This is a genomic window from Streptomyces asiaticus, assembly GCF_018138715.1.
Classification (GTDB): Bacteria; Actinomycetota; Actinomycetes; order Streptomycetales; family Streptomycetaceae; genus Streptomyces; species Streptomyces asiaticus.
Genome location: NZ_JAGSHX010000006.1, coordinates 5,455,256 through 5,469,912 on the forward strand (window position 1 = coordinate 5,455,256; position 14,657 = coordinate 5,469,912).

Here is a 14,657-nt window from a genome sequence, read left to right on the forward strand (position 1 = left end):
CCCGGAAGTACGCGGGCCGGGCCACCGAGCCAACCTGGAGCCGGTGCTACTTCGTAGCGGGGCCGGACAGCTCCTTGCCGAAGGCGGCGTCGTCCGCCGGGGAGCCGAGGTCGCGCGGCCCGATGAGGGCGGAGCCCTCGGCGGTGAGCCCGTCGGCGCCTGCGTACAGCAGGGCCACCGCGCCCGCGCCCTCGGTCCGGTTCGGGACCCCGACGGCCAGGTCGGGCTTGCCGTCGCCGTTGTAGTCGGCCGGTGAGATGGCGTCGCCGAACCAGTCGCCGCCCGTCATGTCGCCGGGGACGCCCTCGGTGTCGAGGGAGAAGGTCTGCGCACCCGTGTCGGTCAGCCAGTCCTTGGTGCCCTTGAGCACCGTGATGGCACCGGCGTCGTTGTAGCCCCCGGGGGCCTCGGCGTCGGTGTCGCTGACGACGAGGTCGTCGTGGCCGTCGCCGTTGATGTCGGTGAGCCGGGCGGCGATGCCGTTCTGGGCCTTGCCCGTCCAGTTCACCGGATGGTCGGTGTCGAGCCCCCCGGCCGTGCCCGGGTACGTCCGCAGCCGCGCGTCGTCCGGGCCGTCCGTGAAGCCGGTGTCCGTGACGACGTCGTCCTTGCCGTCGCCGTTGATGTCACCCACCACGGCCCGGTACGAGGCGAACGGCAGCGGTACGTCCTTGCCCAGCGCGGTGCTCTTCAGCCCTGTGGACGAGCCGGGCAGCACGCCGAGCGTGCCCTCGTCGGCGGGGTCGTCCTGGTAGGCGACGGTGACCAGGTCGGCGAAGCCGTCCCCGTTGATGTCGCCGGAGGACAGGTGCTCGGTGCCCGCGCCGCCGCCGGGCGGGGTGACGCTGGACATCTTCGGGGTGGCCGTATCGCGCAGGTTCGCCGCGCCGTTCACGACCTGGACCTCGGTGCCGTCGGAGATGGCGATGTCGTCGCGGCCGTCGTGGTTGTAGTCGCCCACGGCGATCCTGTCGCCGAACAGCGCGTAGGCGGTGGCCTTGGGCGCGTGGAAGGCGATGGCGTCGCTGGAGAGGCCGTCCTTGGAGCCGAAGACGACCGTGACCGAACCGGCCCGCTTGGCGCTGCCGATGGCCTCGTAGTTCGCGGCGATGATCAGATCACCGTACCCGTCCCCGTCCACGTCGCCGCGCACCACGGCCGAGCCGAAGTGGTCAGAGGCCTCGGGGGTGCCCGGAATTCCCGGGCTGGCCTGCGACAACGTGCCGTGCCGCCCGGTGTCGACCCCGGCCTTGGAGCCGTAGGTCACACCCACATAGCCCGCCTTGGACTTCCCCGAAACGGTCCCGTCGGGCGCGCCCACGCCGAGGTCGGCATAGCCGTCGCCGTCGATATCGCCCGGTGTGGTCTTCCCTGCCGCGGCAGCCGTGGGGGAGGGCTGCTTCTGGTCGGTCCCGTCGCCGTTCGACACCACGGCGCCGGCCCCGGCGGCCACGGCGGCGGTCACGACGGCACCCACCGCCAGGCCCACCACACCTCGGGTTCTATTGCGCACAAATCCTCCATGAGTAACGCATCGTTCGCCCTTGAGTCCCGACCGCCACCTGTCTCCCCCGGCGGCGGGAACGGAAGAGTCATGGAAGGAGAGCTGTCGGAAAGCTGAACGGTTGCTCAACCCAAGGAAAACGAGACAGGGTCGTGATCAACGTCAGGGGTAACCCAACTCCCCTTCTGGCCACGGAACTTGAGGTCAAAGGCGGAGAAGTCGGACGCTTTGCGGACGACCGCCGTCGCCCGCGCCGACGAGATGCCCTGGCCGTGTCCGCCGACGTCCGCCACCGCCCGTCACTGACCGTGAGGCCCCATGTCCCCTGGTCCGCGTGCGCCCCGCCCGGCCCCGTCGCAATCTGGACGCATGAGACGCATGACACCCCTGGAGGTCTCGCCATGTCGAGCGAAGAGCCGATGGCAGGCAGCGCCGAGAGCCAAGCGCGCTTGGCGGCGCTGAGCTCGGCGATCACCGTGCTGCAATCGGCGAAACCGCCGTTCGTGCCGGAGGGGGCGGAGGGGATGACGATCCGCGTCGACTACCCACCCGGCGACCCCGGCCTCCCCCCGCACCGGCACTCCGGCCCCGCCTTCGGCTACGTGCTGGAGGGCGAGATGCTCTTCGAGCTGGAAGGCGAGCCGGAGCGAGTGGTCAGGGCGGGGGAGACGTTCTGGGAGCCGGGCGGCGACGTCATCCATTACCAGGACGGAAACAACCGGACGGACGCCTGGAGCCGCTTCGTCGTCACCATGTTCTGCGCCCCGGGCCAGCCCATGCTCACCCTGGTCGACGACGAGGAACTGGCCCAGCGTCAACACCTACGGGCGCCCCGCCCCGGGGCGTGATCCGCCGCTGACGCCGGACCCGGGCGTCCGACACCGGGGTCAGTCGGCGCGGCCGGTCGCCGCCACGGTCACGCCCAGGCCGATCATCGCGAGGCCACCCGCCCCGCCGACCATCGACAGCCGCCGGTCCGAGCGGGCGAACCAGGAACGGGCCGCGGAGGCGCCCAGGCCCCAGAGGGTGTCCGTGATCATTCCGATGGTGACCGGGACCAGGCCCAGCACCATCATCTGGAGCGGAAGGTGGCCCGCCGAGTGGTTGACGAACTGCGGTAGCACCGCCGCGAAGAAGACGATGCCCTTCGGGTTCGTGACGCCGACGAAAATGCCGTCCAGGATCGTCCGCAGATCACCGCGCTGCGCACGGGCCGGGGCCGCCATGTCCGTCACACGCATGTCCCCGCGGTGCCGGAACGCCTGCACGCCCAGATGGACGAGATACGCCGCCCCCGCCAGCTTGACGCCCGTGAACACCGCCGCCGAGCTCTCCACCAGCGCGCCGAGACCCCATGCCACGGCGATCACGGCCAGGTAGCAGCCGACCACATTGCCGAGGACCGTCTCAAGGGCCGTACGGCGGCCGTATGCGAGGGCCCGGCCGACCACGAACAGCACGCTCGGCCCCGGAATCACAATCACCAGCAGCGACATCGCCGCGAACGCGAGAATGCTCTCCGTGGACACCATATGTCCGTCCCTCCTGGACCGGCTCAGTACAGGAGGCATTCAAACAGAAGCCGGAACGTCCGCTCCAGACCCATCCGCGTCCCGTGCGCGGACCGTGCGCAGGCCGTGGCGGTGAGCCTCGGCACCCGGAGCCCTGATGTCACCCGTGCCCTAATTCACCCCGGCGGCGAGTTCGCCGAACAGGCGGCTCGCCGTGGGCGAGGTGAATTGGCGTTCCAGTTCCGCTCGGGCGATCTGCTTGCGGAACTCTCCTTCGTAGGAGGCGTCACCGGCGTTGTGCATGAGTTCGGTGATCCATGCCGCGTATGCCTGGTAGTTCCACACATGGCGCAGACAGGTCTCCGAATAGCCGGCGAGCAGGGCCGGATCGTCCTTCTGAATCCGGTCGATGATGGCGCGGGCGAACACTTCGGCGTCGTGCAGAGCGAGGTTGATTCCCTTCGCGCTCATCGGGGGGACGATATGCGCCGCGTCTCCGAGCAGATACAGCCTGCCGTAACTCATGGGGCTGTACACCACGCTCCGCAGCGGCAGGATTTGCTTGTGGATGACCGGGCCGGTCGCCACGGGGACGCCGAAACGGGCTTCCAGTTCGCTCCAGACGCGCTCGTCCGGCCATTGCTCAAGGGTGTCGTCGGGCGCGCACTGGAGATAGAGACGACTGGCCGTGGTGCCACGGGGGATGATTCCCGCCAGGCCGCGGGAATGGATCGCCATGGCCGCGGGGTCCGGCGTCACGTCGGCCAGGACGCTCAGCCAGGCGTATCCATAGTCGTAGGAGTAACGAGTGAGGGCGTCGGCGGGGATGGATTCCCTGCTGACCCCGTGGTAGCCGTCGCAGCCGGCGAGGTAGTCGCAGTTGATGACCCGTGTCGCGCCGGTGGTGTCCCGGTAGCGGACTCGCGGACGGGCGCCGTCGATGTCCGCGCCGTCGATGTCTTCGAGGGAGATGTCGGCGGACTCGTAACGAAGGTCTCCGCCGTCCCGCAGGAAGGCGTCCGTGAGGTTCCGGACGAGGACCTGCTGAGGGCAGAACACCATATCGTCGAAGTCGCCGTCCTCGTCGTCAAAGAGATCGTGCGTGAACCCTTCTCCGTCCATCCGGAAGCTTATTGTCTCTTCCGGAGCGCCGAAACTCTCCACGACCTCTTCGAGCCCCCATGCGCGGAACATACGCACCCCGCGGCTGTCGATGGTCCCGGCCCGCTGTCGCCGCTCGACGTATTCACGGCTGCGCTTCTCGAGAACGACGCAGTCGATTCCGTTGCGCAACAGGAAATTGCCGAGCGTAAGTCCGGCGACCCCGGCGCCCACGATGACTACGGCGGTGCTCTCGCTTGTTTCGGACATGAAGTGCCAAGCCTCCTTGAAGCTTGCGGAAAGCAGTGGTCGAACACGCCGGAGCAGGCACCGGAGGACGAACGACTGTGTCGCCCCGGTGATGCGGCGTGCCGATGACCACTGTGGCCCCGACCGCGGTCGCCGCCCACTGATGAATGGACACCGCATACCGAAAAGCCGCCAACTACTGTGCGTCGTCGCGCAGATCCGCCTGATAGCGGCCCGGGGTCTGCCCGACGACCTCGGTGAACGCCTCGATGAAGCTCGAGGGGTTGGACCACCCGCACTCCGTCGCGGTGTCGGTGACCGACCGGCCGTTGGTGAGATGGACCAGGGCGTGGTGGATGCGCAGGATGGTGCGCCACCGGTGGAAGCTCATGCCCAGCTCGGTGTGGAACAGGCGGCTCAGCGTGCGGTCGCTCGCTCCCACGGCCCGTCCCAGTTCGGTCAGGGTCGTGGTCCGGCCGGGATCGGCGTGCAGGAGGTCGGTGACGGCACGCAGCCGGTCGTCGCGGGGTTCCGGCAGATGCAGGGGCTGCTCGGGGGCCGCGGTGAGCTCGTCGATCACCACCGCGCGCAGCCGTTCATGGGCGCCGGGCCGGACCTCCCGCCGATCGGTCAGCGCCAGGAGCGCCTCTCGCAGCAAGGGGCTCACCGCGAACACGCTGGGGTGTGCCACGAGCGCGTCGCACAGCTCGGCCGGGATGACGACCAGCCGGACGTCGGTCCTGCCGTAGATGCGATGGGAGTGGTCGAATCCGGGCGGCGTCCACGTCACCCGGTTGGCCGGGGCGACCCAGGTCCCACGCTCGGTCGTGGTGGCCAGGGCACCGGCGGCCGCGTACAGCAGCTGGCCCTGGGGGTGGGAGTGGGTGTCGACGCGGTAGCCGTGCGGAAGCCAGCCTCCTCCGCTACGAGGTGACGTCTTCCGTGGCGTCGTCGGGGGAGGTGGGAGAGGTTGGCGGGTTTCCGGCATCGACCGTCAGATTACCGCCGCTCCCGGGGCCGGCTGAACGGAAGATGTGCCGGGGCCATACCCGTCAGGGCCGTCACACCACCATCATGAGCAGCATCGCGGACATGGTTCCGCCCATACCGATATGAGCGGCCAGTGCGGCGTCCGGCGCCGTGCCGAGCCTGCGCCGGCGTCCGTGGCTTCCCCGCTCCACCGTCCGGGCCTTGTCCCATACCGAGACGGTCAGCGATACCACGAAGACCACCACCGTGTCCGGCATGGCGAGCAGCCAACGTCCCCATGTGCGGCCTCGGCCGCCGTCGCGGGTGGCGGGGAGGTGTTTCCCGTTGGTGCCGCGGAGCCGGGCCCAGACGGACGCGCCGATGGACAGCAGGAAGTACACCGCGAGCGCCGCGGCCACGTAACGCCAGAAGGAGCCCGAGGACGACGTGGCGGTGGCATCGGCCGCGCTGGCCATGCCCGGTGTGTCCATCCCGTGCATCCCTCCCATGCCCTGCATCCCGTCCATGCCTTCCATGCCGCCCATCCCGTCCATGCCCTGTGCCGAGCCCATCCCGGGCATGTTCTCCATGCCCGGCATCCCGGCCATGGAGGAGCCGCCCAGCGCGAGTACCGGCCCGGAGGACGTGCTCGTCATGGCGAGCGTCATGATCACCATGCCTGCGCTGCCGACGATGAGGTGCACCCATCGGCGGCCGTGGCTCCAGCCGCTCGTACGCGTGTGCTTGGCGGCCATCACCACACCGCCGAGTGCCAGGAGGGCGAATGCCATGGCCCACCACACGCCGTGACCGGTGTACCAGGCCGCTGTCGCGGGCAGGGTCATGGCGGCCATGCACGCGCCCATCAGCACATCGCCTCCCGCGGCGAAGCGGGCGTCCCCCTCGGTGGTCACCATGCGGATCAGGCTGACGGCGGTCACCAGTGCGGCGACCACTGCTACGGACCAGCTCAGAGTCTCCATCGTTGCCTTCCGTCGTCATCGGACACTGAGCCCCTAAGTACGTAGTAGATTAGGAGAGCGTTCAGTGTTACCCCCACCGGGTATATTGGCGGAGTCGCTCACCGAGAGCAGGGATGGAAGCCATGACCACAGCCGGGGCCGGACGGGACCGTGCCCGTGGTGGCGCCGGGCGCTGGGTGTGGGTCGCGGCCGTCGCACTGTTCGCCGCGTTCGCCGTGCTCCTCCACCACGAGACGAATGCGGCCGTCTCGCCCTCGATGCGTGCCACCGATATGAGTGGGATGGCGCGCATGGTCCATGCGCCCTCGGCGACGATGTCGGCGCACGGGGGGATGTCGGCGCACGGCGGTGGGCACGACGACACCGCACGGGCTTCCGCCCCGGCCGCGCACGGTGACGAGGGACCCTGTTCCGGCACGGGCGTGCAGCACTGCTCGGCCGCCGGCGTCGACGTCGTCAAACACATGCCGCCGAGCGAGACCTGGGCCGGCCGCGAGGGCGATGTGCACGCCATCCCGGCCGGTCGCCCTGTTCCCGGCACCGTGAGTCGGGCGCCGCCCGACCTTTCCGCGCTCTCTCGATTGCTTCTGTAGGCCGCCCCCACGGCAACTTCGCGTCCGCGTATGCGATCAGCCGTGCCCGCGTGCGACCGAACACAAGGCATATCGAGAAGAGGAACACCACCATCGTGAACAGCGTCAACCGCCGCTCTGTCCTGCTGGCCGGGCTCGGCGCCGCGGGCGCGGGCGCGCTCGCCGCCTGTAGCGGCTCCAGCGGCGACGCCGACCGGACCACCGCTCTGGTCAAGCCGTCCGACCCGGCCGTGACCGCAGCCGAGAAGAAGCGCACCAGTACCGGCAAGGTGCACAAGCCGACCCTGACCGCCGCGCCCGCCATGCTGGAGCTCGGCGGCGGCGTCATGGCCAAGAGCTGGTCCTTCGACGGGCGGGCCCCCGGCAAGGAGCTGCGGGTGTCGGCCGGTGACACCGTGGCCGCCGAACTCTCCAATCAGCTGCCGGACAAGACGGCCACCTCCATCCATTGGCACGGTCTCGCCCTGCGCAATGACATGGACGGCGTTCCCCCGGCCACGCAGACCGCGGTACGGGCCGGATCCACCTTCACCTACCGCTTCATCGCCGACACCCCCGGCACCTACTTCTTCCACCCGCACGTCGGGGTCCAGCTCGACCGCGGGCTGTACGCGCCGCTGATCGTCGAGGATCCGAAGGAGCCACTGGCCTACGACGACGAGTGGGTGGTCGTCCTCGACGACTGGGTCGACGGTGTCACCGGCACACCCGACGAGGTCTTCGCCGAGCTGCGGCAGGGCATGGGCGGGATGGAGATGGGTGACCACGACACGGGTGGTCACGACATGAGTGGCATGGGCGGCATGGACATGAGCGGAGACGGGGGCGGGGCGAGCGCCTCACCGTCTTCTTCCGAGTCCGGCGACGGCATGTCGATGAAGTTCATGCTGATGGGCGCCGACAGCGACCTGCTCGGCGGTGACGCGGGCGACGTGAAGTACCCGTACCACCTGATCAACGGCCGTGTCCCGGCCGACCCGGATGTCTACACCGGCAAGCCCGGCAGGCGGGTCCGGCTACGGATCATCAACGCCGGTGGCGACACCGCCTACCGCGTCGCGCTCGGCGGCCACAGGATGACCATCACCCACACCGACGGCTTCCCCGTCGAGCACCAGCGGACCGATGCCCTGCTGATCGGCATGGGTGAGCGCTACGACGTGCTGGTCACGCTCGCGGATGGCGTCTTCCCGCTCGTCGCGCTCGCCGAGGGGAAGAACACCACCGGTCTGGCACTGGTCCGTACCGGCTCCGGCCGGGCACCGAAAGCCACCGTCCGCCCGAGGGAACTGGACGGCACGGTCGTGACGGCCTCGAAGCTCCGCGCGGCGGACGACGTCAGGCTGTCGCCGAAGAAGGCGGACCGAGTGCACCGTGTCGACCTGACCGGCGGCATGACGAAGTACAACTGGGCCATCAACGGCAAGGCGTTCGACATGAGCGATCCGACGGCCGCCCCGCTCATGGTCGAGGAAGGGCAGCGGGTCCGGCTGGACTTCGTCAACCGCACGGACATGTGGCACCCGATGCATCTGCACGGCCACACCTACCAACTCGGCGGCTCCGGGCCCCGCAAGGACACCGCGATCGTGCTGCCGAAGAAGAAGCTGTCCGTGGTCTTCGACGCCGACAACCCCGGCCAGTGGATGCTGCACTGCCACAACGCCTACCACGGCGAGGCCGGGATGATGGCGCTGGTGGCCTATCGAGCCTGACCGCCCCAGGGCTTCCGTCACCTGGTGGGCTCTCCACCGGGTGACGGGAGCCTCTGTGTCTCATCGTGGCTCTCGGTCAGGGCGGGTGTGCTGGCACTCGACGAACGGTGGGCCGCTGGCTGCTCGCGGCCGTACCGCCCGCGCTCTCGGCATTGCTGCTCGCGCTGGGGACGATCATCGCCTATCCGTTCGAGATGGACACCATCGTCCGGCTCTCCGGGAACCGGCTCGTGGCCACCCACTACGGGCTGTACAACACCATCTGCGGCGTCGGCATCACCCTGGGCAACCTGCTCACCGGCGCCGCGCTGGACGCTGCCCGGGCGGCGGGGATGTCCGCGCTGCCGTGGCTCGCGCTGCTGGCACTGGGCCTGGCCTGTGCCGTGGCCCTGTACGGGTTGCACCGCACCGGCCGCCTCGCGGCCGTGTCGGCGCCCGACGCACAGCCCGCGTCCGCCTGACGGGCCAAACGCGGGAACGGAGCGGCGGACGGGGATCAGCCCGTTCGCCGCTCCTCACCCGCTTCCGCAACTCGGCAAGCGGCGGTTACGTACGGCTTCCATGCCGGGCCGGAGCCTCTTCGGCGTCGAGTGCGTGACCTGTGTGGCGGTCCTTCCCGAGCAGGGCGGCTATGAGGACGGCGCCGAGCGCGAGGAGGGCGGCGGCGACGGAGAGCGCGTAGGAGAAGCCTTCCGCCGCGGCACGCCGTGGGCCTTCCGCCGCGGCCAGGGCGTTGCGGCGGCGGGTGGCCAGAGCGACCAGGACCGCCACCCCCACCGCGCCGCCGACCTGTTGGACCGAGCTCAGGAAGGTCGAGCCGAGGCCGGCGTTCTCCTCGGTCGTGCCCGTGAGCGCGGCGACGGTCAGGGTGGGCAGACTCAGTCCGCAGCCGAGGCTCGTGACGAGCATGCCGGGCAGCACTCCGGAGGCGTAGCCGTCGCTCGGTGCCACTCCGGACAGCAGCACCAGTCCGGCCGCGCTGATCAGGAACGACGCGACGAGCGTCGGGCGCATCCCGAACCTGATCAGCGCTCGGGAGGAGAGCCACATGCCCGCGAGGATCCCGGCGCCGTAGGGCAGGTAGGCGACGCCGGCCGCGAGGGGCGGTAGCCCAGCACGGTCTGTAGATGCACCATCAGCAGGAAGGCCATCGCGTAGAAGGCGGCGGAGAACAGCAGGGTCGCCCCGTTGGTGACGGCGCGGACGCGGAAGGACAGGAACGACAGCGGTACCAGCGGCTCAGCGGAGCGTGCCTCGACCGTGACGAAGGCGAAGGCCAGGGCGGCGGCGAGCAGCAGCGGCCCGGCAGCGGCCGGGCGTCCCCAGCCCGACTCGGTCTGGAGCAGACCGTAGACGAGGGACACCAGGGCACCGGTGCCCAGTACCGCACCGGGTAGGTCGAGGCGCACCGCCGCTCCCGCGCCCTGGACGAACCGTCCCCCCACAAGCTGCCACGGCTCCCGCGCCAGCCCACAGAGCAGGCTCGCCGCGCCGAACAGCGCCACCCCGATCAGGAAGACCCGTCTGCGGCCCCACAGGTCGGCCATGCGGCCGAAGAGCAACAACAGCCCGCCGAAGGCGAGGAAATAGGCGTTGACGACCCAGGCCAGGCCGGCGGTCGTGAAACCGAGGTCGTCGCGGATGCTGGGGAGCGCCACGCTCACCACGTTGTCGTCGAGGACGAGCATGAACTGCACCAAGCACAGCACCACCAGGGCCGGTCCACGGCGGCCGGTGGCGGTGACCGCCGCCGGAGCCGACGACCCGTACGTAACGCGGCGGCGCCCACGGCGCAGATGAAGGATCGGCATACGACGACGCTATGCACGGGCCGTTCTGGCTGCGATGCGCTACAAGGCCAGGCCATAACGTCTTGGGGACATACGCTGGGCGGCATGACCGAGGCCATCGTGGGACCCGTCCCGCCCGGGGTCGGCGCCATCGTCGTCGGCATGACCTTCGACCGCTGGCGCACCCATGCGCGACTGCGCGCGGCCCTCTCCCTCCTCGCGGAAGGCCGGCCCGTCTCCCGGGTCGCGCACACCGTGGGCTATGCGACGCCGAGTGCGTTCCTCGCGGCGTTCCGGCGAACCGTCGGCACCACTCCAGGACGCTACCTGGGCGGCGGCACCTCGTTGATGTCGGACCCGGACCGAACTCAGCTGTAGTAGGCGATCTTCTGTAGTAGGCGATCTTCTGGTCGAGGACCTCCATGGCCCGGCTCAGCGCCGGCCTCACCCACCACGGCCCACGCCTCGCCCGCCTCACCCTGTCGGTACACGACGACGGCGAAGACCAGGCCCTGCTGGGCGCGGCGGTCTTCGCGTCGCGGGGCGCGTAGCCGGACTGGCGCGGGTCTCGACGCCGCGTATGGCGCGGCGGAACTCCGCGCGGAAGAGCGGGACCCGGTCAGCGGGTCCCGCCCTTCTTGGTCATCGTGGTGGGCGGCTCACTTGGGGTCCTTGATGTCGTCGTCGGACTGGAGCCCTTGCGTGGTGGGCGGGTCAATGGTGCTGCTGCTGCTGGTGGTGGTGGGGTTGGTGCAGCCGGGGACGCTGCCCTCGGGGGCGCAGTTGTCCGGCTCGTTGTTGATGACCCTGGTGTTGGTGAGCGTCACCTGACCCGCCTGGTTGTCGATGCCGCCGCCGGCGGTGATCGCGGTGTTACGCGTGACCAGGCTGTCGACCAGTGTGGCCGTGGCGTTGCCGAAGGTGGTGGAGAGGTTTGAGAGGCCCGCGCCTCTCACGGCGATGTTCTCCTTGAGAATGGTCGACTTCAGGTTCACGGTGGAACCGTTCACGTTGCGGATGCCGCCACCCTCGATGGCGGTGTTGCCCCTGACCGATACGGACTCCAGAGTCGCGGTCCCCACTTGGTTCTCAAAACCGCCGCCATTGCTGGTGACCGCCCGGTTCCTGAGCAGGGAGCCGCGCTTCATCGTCGTTGTGCCGTTACCGTTGTTGAGGACTCCGCCGCCGAAGCTGGACGCGGTGTTGCGCTCGACGATGGTGCGCTCGAGGTTGAGCTGTCCACCGTTGTTGGAGACGCCACCACCGGTAACCGCGGAGTTCTCCTTGAAGACGGTGTCGTTCAGGTTCAGTGTGCCCTGCTCGTTGAGGGCTCCGCCGCCAGAGTCGCTGCTGAGGCCGCCGGTGACGGTGAGCGACTTCAGGGTGAGGGTGCCGCCGGATACGACGTGGAAGATGCGGAAACTCTCGGTGGCGTCCGGGTCGCGTCGGATGGTGGAGCCGTTGCCGGAGATGGTGACGTCCCCGGTGATTTCGGGGAGTCCGTCGTCGGGGTTGTCCGGTGTGGTCAGGGTGTAGGTGCAGCGGGACGCGAGGGTGATGCGACCGCCGTTGGCGTTGGCCTGGTTGATGGCGTCCACCAGGCCGGGGATGTCGTTGCACCCCACTCGAATGTCTTCGGCGGCACCGGCCGCCCCGGTCGGCAGGACCGCGAGGGAGAGTCCGGCACCGACCGCGGCGGTCATGGCGCCGGACCGCGAAATGAACCTCATCGCTACGCCTTCCTCAGCGCTGGAGTGAAGCGGCGCATCACCGGCGCTCAGCGGCCATGCTGGTCAACCGGGATGGCGAGATGACGTTCCCTTTCTAACGACAGGTGATCGCGCCCTCACCCGGTGTGCCGCCAAACGGGTCCGGTCCTGCCTCAGCGTTCGCTGCCCGTCGCGGCCTTGAGCGCCTCCGCCGGGGCGGGCTCGCTTGTGCAGCAGGCGTCGACGGTGTCGAGTGCCGCGCTCTTGCCCATCTGGTCGGCGTCGCCCTTGACGACGTAGACCTCCCACGGCTCCTGGCCGGGGCCGTGGACCCAGACCTTGTCCTGGAGGGCATAGCAGCAGGAGGTGTCGTTCTCCTCGAACGTGGCGAGCCCCGCGTCCTTGAGGCGGTCGGTGGCGGCGGTCACCTGGTCGGTGGAGGTCACCTCGACGCCGAGATGGTCCAGCCGCGTCAGCGCTGCGGGCGTGCGATCAGCCTGACGTCCGGGCCGGAGCGCGCCACGTCCACCAGTTCGCACCGGAGGATGTCGCCGATCGTCTCGATGGTGCCGCCTTCAAGCCCGCTCTTCCCGCGGCCGAGGAGCGCGGGTGCGATGTAGGCGACGATGCGGTCCACCAGACCGGCCGACACGAACGACGCGGCGAGAGTGGGGCCGCCTTCGAGGAACATGCCGCGCACACCGCGCTGGTGCAGTTCGTGGAGAAGCGCCTCCACGTCCAGGCCGACCTTCGCACGGGGCAGCCGTACGACGGTGGCCACGCCGTCCAGGTGGGATGCGTCAGCGTCATCGGCGACGGCGATCATGGTGGGTGCGGCATCGTCGAGGACCCGGGCGTCAGCCGGGGTCCGGGCGTTGGTGTCGACGATCACGCGCCATGGCTGCTCATCGACCGGCACGGCGACCTTCAGGTTGGGGTCGTCCTTTACCGAGCGCACGGCGAGGTGGGGGTTGTCGGCCTGCTGGGTGCCGGAACCGACGACGGTCGCCTGGCAGGCCGCGCGCAGCGCGTGAACCTCCGCACGGGACTCCGCGCTGGTGATCCACTGGCTGGTGCTGTCCGCCGCGGCGATCCGGCCGTCCAGCGTGGCCGCGTACTTGTAGACGACGTACGGCCGCCCCTCGACCGTATGCCACTCGTCCGTGCCGACCAGCTCGCTGATGTGCATGGGCTCCTCCAGGCAGATCTTGGTTCCGGGTAGCCTAGTCACGCGGCAGCGACCGCCTCCGCCAGGTCTTGCACCATCGCGGTGCGTCGCCACGGCGCCAAGCTGGTGATAACGCGCCGGAGCTCCGCCGTAGTGCGACGGGACTCGGTCTCACGGCTGATCTCTAGCGCCTGCATAGCGGTGGCACAGGCTGCGTCCGGGGCACGGTCGGCGGCGTGCGCGGTAGCGAGCCGGGCCAGATGGAGACCCCGCTCGCGCTGGTATATGGCCGGCCAGTGGTCGAGCGCTTGCTGGTACGTGGTCACAGCGTCTGTCGGCTTGCCCAGCCGGAGGTAGCACGTTGCCCGCTGGGCGTGGACGTAGGCCGGATTGCAATAACCGCCAAGTCGATCGTTTACCGCCTCGTCTCCTTCGACGAGGGCCTGGGCAGCGTCGAGCGCGCGGAGGGTCGGCAGTTCGCCTCCGATGAGGGCATGGCCATGTGCTGCCTGTAGGTAGGCGGAAGCGCGGACGCGTTCAGGCACATCACCGCGCACCCGCAGGGCCGCCGACGCCAGGCCGACTGCCCGCTGCTGCCTCCCGAGTCCGACGGACTGCTGTGCCTTACGCATCAGAATGAAGGCTTGCCGCACGGGATCATCGGCTTCCTGCGCCCATTCCATCGCCCGGTCAGACCACCAGAGAGCCTGCTCGGGGCGGCCGAGATCCTCGTACAACCAGCCAGCGAACTCGGCCCATTCGGCGCCGGTTTGGAGGATCTCCCTGCGGAGGGGGCCATGTGCTCCGGGAAGCAACTGCTGCTCGATGACCGTGAGGTGGTCGTGGACGGCGCTGATCGCGGCGTGCGGTCCGTACAGCCCGTCTGATTGGACCAGCGTGGTGCGGAGCTGCTGGAGGTGACCGACGACGGCCGGATTGACCGGGCGACGGGTCGTGGCGCCGACTGGGGCGGGAAGGATGCCGAGACCGGCCGCCGCTGCGGTTGTGCCCAGGAAGTCGCGACGATTCACACCAGCATTGTGCGGTGCGCCCCCGGCCAGCCCGACTTCGGAGGGGTCCATACCGAGCCGGTCGGCGACGAGCGCGAGCACATCAACGTCGCGTGCTGACTGGCGGCCGCGTTCGAGACCGCTGATGGTGCTTTGGCTGTATCCACACAGATCGGCCAGCTGTTTCTGGGTCCATCCTCGTGCACGCCGAGCGGCCGAGATGGCCTCACCCGTGCTGGCGTGGTGTGCTAACTGCCCCATTCCCCGGTCCTGGTCTGCGGTGGCGTGACGCAATAAGGAGATACCCACAGTAGCGGTGCCGTCGCACGCGTATGCAGGTTCCGCATACGCACAG

12 protein-coding genes and 4 pseudogenes are annotated in these 14,657 nt (G+C 69.5%); 6 read left to right on the plus strand and 10 right to left on the minus strand.

The genetic code is table 11. From position 1 onward, the window contains the following. Nucleotides 1-46: 46 nt before the first annotated feature. Nucleotides 47-1,513, minus strand: coding sequence for an FG-GAP and VCBS repeat-containing protein (locus KHP12_RS30710; RefSeq protein ID WP_086885267.1), 1,467 nt, complete (start codon nt 1,511-1,513; stop codon nt 47-49). A 410-nt stretch (nt 1,514-1,923) separates the two neighbouring features. Here KHP12_RS30710 and KHP12_RS30715 point away from each other — a divergent pair, with 410 nt between their 5' ends. Further along, nucleotides 1,924-2,352, plus strand: coding sequence for a cupin domain-containing protein (locus KHP12_RS30715; protein WP_244203323.1), 429 nt, complete (start codon nt 1,924-1,926; stop codon nt 2,350-2,352). Between the two features lie 39 nt (nt 2,353-2,391). Here KHP12_RS30715 and KHP12_RS30720 read toward each other — a convergent pair whose 3' ends face one another. From KHP12_RS30720 to KHP12_RS30735, 4 genes are all read right to left on the minus strand, one after another. After that, the gene (locus tag KHP12_RS30720) at nt 2,392-3,036 is read right to left on the minus strand and encodes a LysE family translocator (protein WP_086885265.1); all 645 of its coding nucleotides are present in this window, start codon (nt 3,034-3,036) and stop codon (nt 2,392-2,394) included. 150 nt (nt 3,037-3,186) lie between these two features. Further along, nucleotides 3,187-4,386, minus strand: coding sequence for a 4-hydroxybenzoate 3-monooxygenase (locus KHP12_RS30725; protein WP_086885264.1), 1,200 nt, complete (start codon nt 4,384-4,386; stop codon nt 3,187-3,189). A 175-nt stretch (nt 4,387-4,561) separates the two neighbouring features. Beyond that, on the minus strand, nt 4,562-5,353 hold the full coding sequence (locus KHP12_RS30730) for a helix-turn-helix domain-containing protein (RefSeq protein WP_086885263.1): 792 nt from the start codon (nt 5,351-5,353) through the stop codon (nt 4,562-4,564). Between the two features lie 73 nt (nt 5,354-5,426). After that, on the minus strand, nt 5,427-6,317 hold the full coding sequence (locus KHP12_RS30735; RefSeq protein ID WP_244203322.1) for a DUF5134 domain-containing protein: 891 nt from the start codon (nt 6,315-6,317) through the stop codon (nt 5,427-5,429). A gap of 122 nt (nt 6,318-6,439) precedes the next feature. On the opposite strand from KHP12_RS30735, the gene KHP12_RS30740 reads away from it, so the two are divergent. From KHP12_RS30740 to KHP12_RS30750, 3 genes and pseudogenes are all read left to right on the plus strand, one after another. After that, nucleotides 6,440-6,910, plus strand: coding sequence for a hypothetical protein (locus KHP12_RS30740; RefSeq protein WP_143678403.1), 471 nt, complete (start codon nt 6,440-6,442; stop codon nt 6,908-6,910). 95 nt (nt 6,911-7,005) lie between these two features. Next, the gene (locus KHP12_RS30745) at nt 7,006-8,625 is read left to right on the plus strand and encodes a multicopper oxidase family protein (RefSeq protein WP_211833947.1); all 1,620 of its coding nucleotides are present in this window, start codon (nt 7,006-7,008) and stop codon (nt 8,623-8,625) included. A gap of 110 nt (nt 8,626-8,735) precedes the next feature. Continuing rightward, nucleotides 8,736-9,086, plus strand: a pseudogene (locus KHP12_RS30750) (MFS transporter); the annotation flags it as partial. Between the two features lie 85 nt (nt 9,087-9,171). On the opposite strand, the pseudogene KHP12_RS30755 reads toward KHP12_RS30750, so the two are convergent. Continuing rightward, a pseudogene (locus KHP12_RS30755) lies at nt 9,172-10,436 on the minus strand (MFS transporter). A 138-nt stretch (nt 10,437-10,574) separates the two neighbouring features. Between KHP12_RS30755 and KHP12_RS30760 the strand changes: the two are divergent. Together KHP12_RS30760 and KHP12_RS52515 are read left to right on the plus strand one after the other, a co-directional pair. After that, nucleotides 10,575-10,793: pseudogene (locus KHP12_RS30760) on the plus strand (helix-turn-helix domain-containing protein); the annotation flags it as partial. A 44-nt stretch (nt 10,794-10,837) separates the two neighbouring features. After that, the gene (locus KHP12_RS52515) at nt 10,838-10,966 is read left to right on the plus strand and encodes a hypothetical protein (RefSeq protein WP_276328618.1); all 129 of its coding nucleotides are present in this window, start codon (nt 10,838-10,840) and stop codon (nt 10,964-10,966) included. Nucleotides 10,967-11,074: 108 nt separating this feature from the next. Here the strand turns inward: KHP12_RS52515 and KHP12_RS30765 are convergent, their stop codons facing one another. From KHP12_RS30765 to KHP12_RS30780, 4 genes and pseudogenes are all read right to left on the minus strand, one after another. Beyond that, nucleotides 11,075-12,145, minus strand: coding sequence for a hypothetical protein (locus tag KHP12_RS30765; RefSeq protein WP_086880438.1), 1,071 nt, complete (start codon nt 12,143-12,145; stop codon nt 11,075-11,077). Between the two features lie 152 nt (nt 12,146-12,297). After that, nucleotides 12,298-12,609 (minus strand): annotated as a pseudogene (locus KHP12_RS30770) (glyoxalase/bleomycin resistance/dioxygenase family protein); the annotation flags it as partial. Further along, entirely contained in the window at nt 12,597-13,313 is a 717-nt protein-coding gene (locus KHP12_RS30775; RefSeq protein ID WP_086880437.1) for a RibD family protein, read from the minus strand. The gene KHP12_RS30775 and the pseudogene KHP12_RS30770, both read right to left, overlap by 13 nt. Before the next feature lie 38 nt (nt 13,314-13,351). Further along, entirely contained in the window at nt 13,352-14,563 is a 1,212-nt protein-coding gene (locus tag KHP12_RS30780; protein ID WP_167442399.1) for an NsdA family TPR-like regulatory protein, read from the minus strand. Nucleotides 14,564-14,657: the final 94 nt, after the last annotated feature.

Coding starts and splice junctions, on each gene's coding strand:
- KHP12_RS30715 (WP_244203323.1), top strand. CDS start 1,924: ATGGCAGGCAGCGCCGAGAGCCAAGCGCGCTTGGCGGCGCTGAGCTCG.
- KHP12_RS30720 (WP_086885265.1), bottom strand. CDS start 3,036: ATGGTGTCCACGGAGAGCATTCTCGCGTTCGCGGCGATGTCGCTGCTG.
- KHP12_RS30765 (WP_086880438.1), bottom strand. CDS start 12,145: ATGAGGTTCATTTCGCGGTCCGGCGCCATGACCGCCGCGGTCGGTGCC.
- KHP12_RS30775 (WP_086880437.1), bottom strand. CDS start 13,313: ATGCACATCAGCGAGCTGGTCGGCACGGACGAGTGGCATACGGTCGAG.
- KHP12_RS30740 (WP_143678403.1), top strand. CDS start 6,440: ATGACCACAGCCGGGGCCGGACGGGACCGTGCCCGTGGTGGCGCCGGG.
- KHP12_RS30725 (WP_086885264.1), bottom strand. CDS start 4,386: ATGTCCGAAACAAGCGAGAGCACCGCCGTAGTCATCGTGGGCGCCGGG.
- KHP12_RS30780 (WP_167442399.1), bottom strand. CDS start 14,563: ATGGGGCAGTTAGCACACCACGCCAGCACGGGTGAGGCCATCTCGGCC.
- KHP12_RS52515 (WP_276328618.1), top strand. CDS start 10,838: ATGGCCCGGCTCAGCGCCGGCCTCACCCACCACGGCCCACGCCTCGCC.
- KHP12_RS30735 (WP_244203322.1), bottom strand. CDS start 6,317: ATGGAGACTCTGAGCTGGTCCGTAGCAGTGGTCGCCGCACTGGTGACC.
- KHP12_RS30730 (WP_086885263.1), bottom strand. CDS start 5,353: ATGCCGGAAACCCGCCAACCTCTCCCACCTCCCCCGACGACGCCACGG.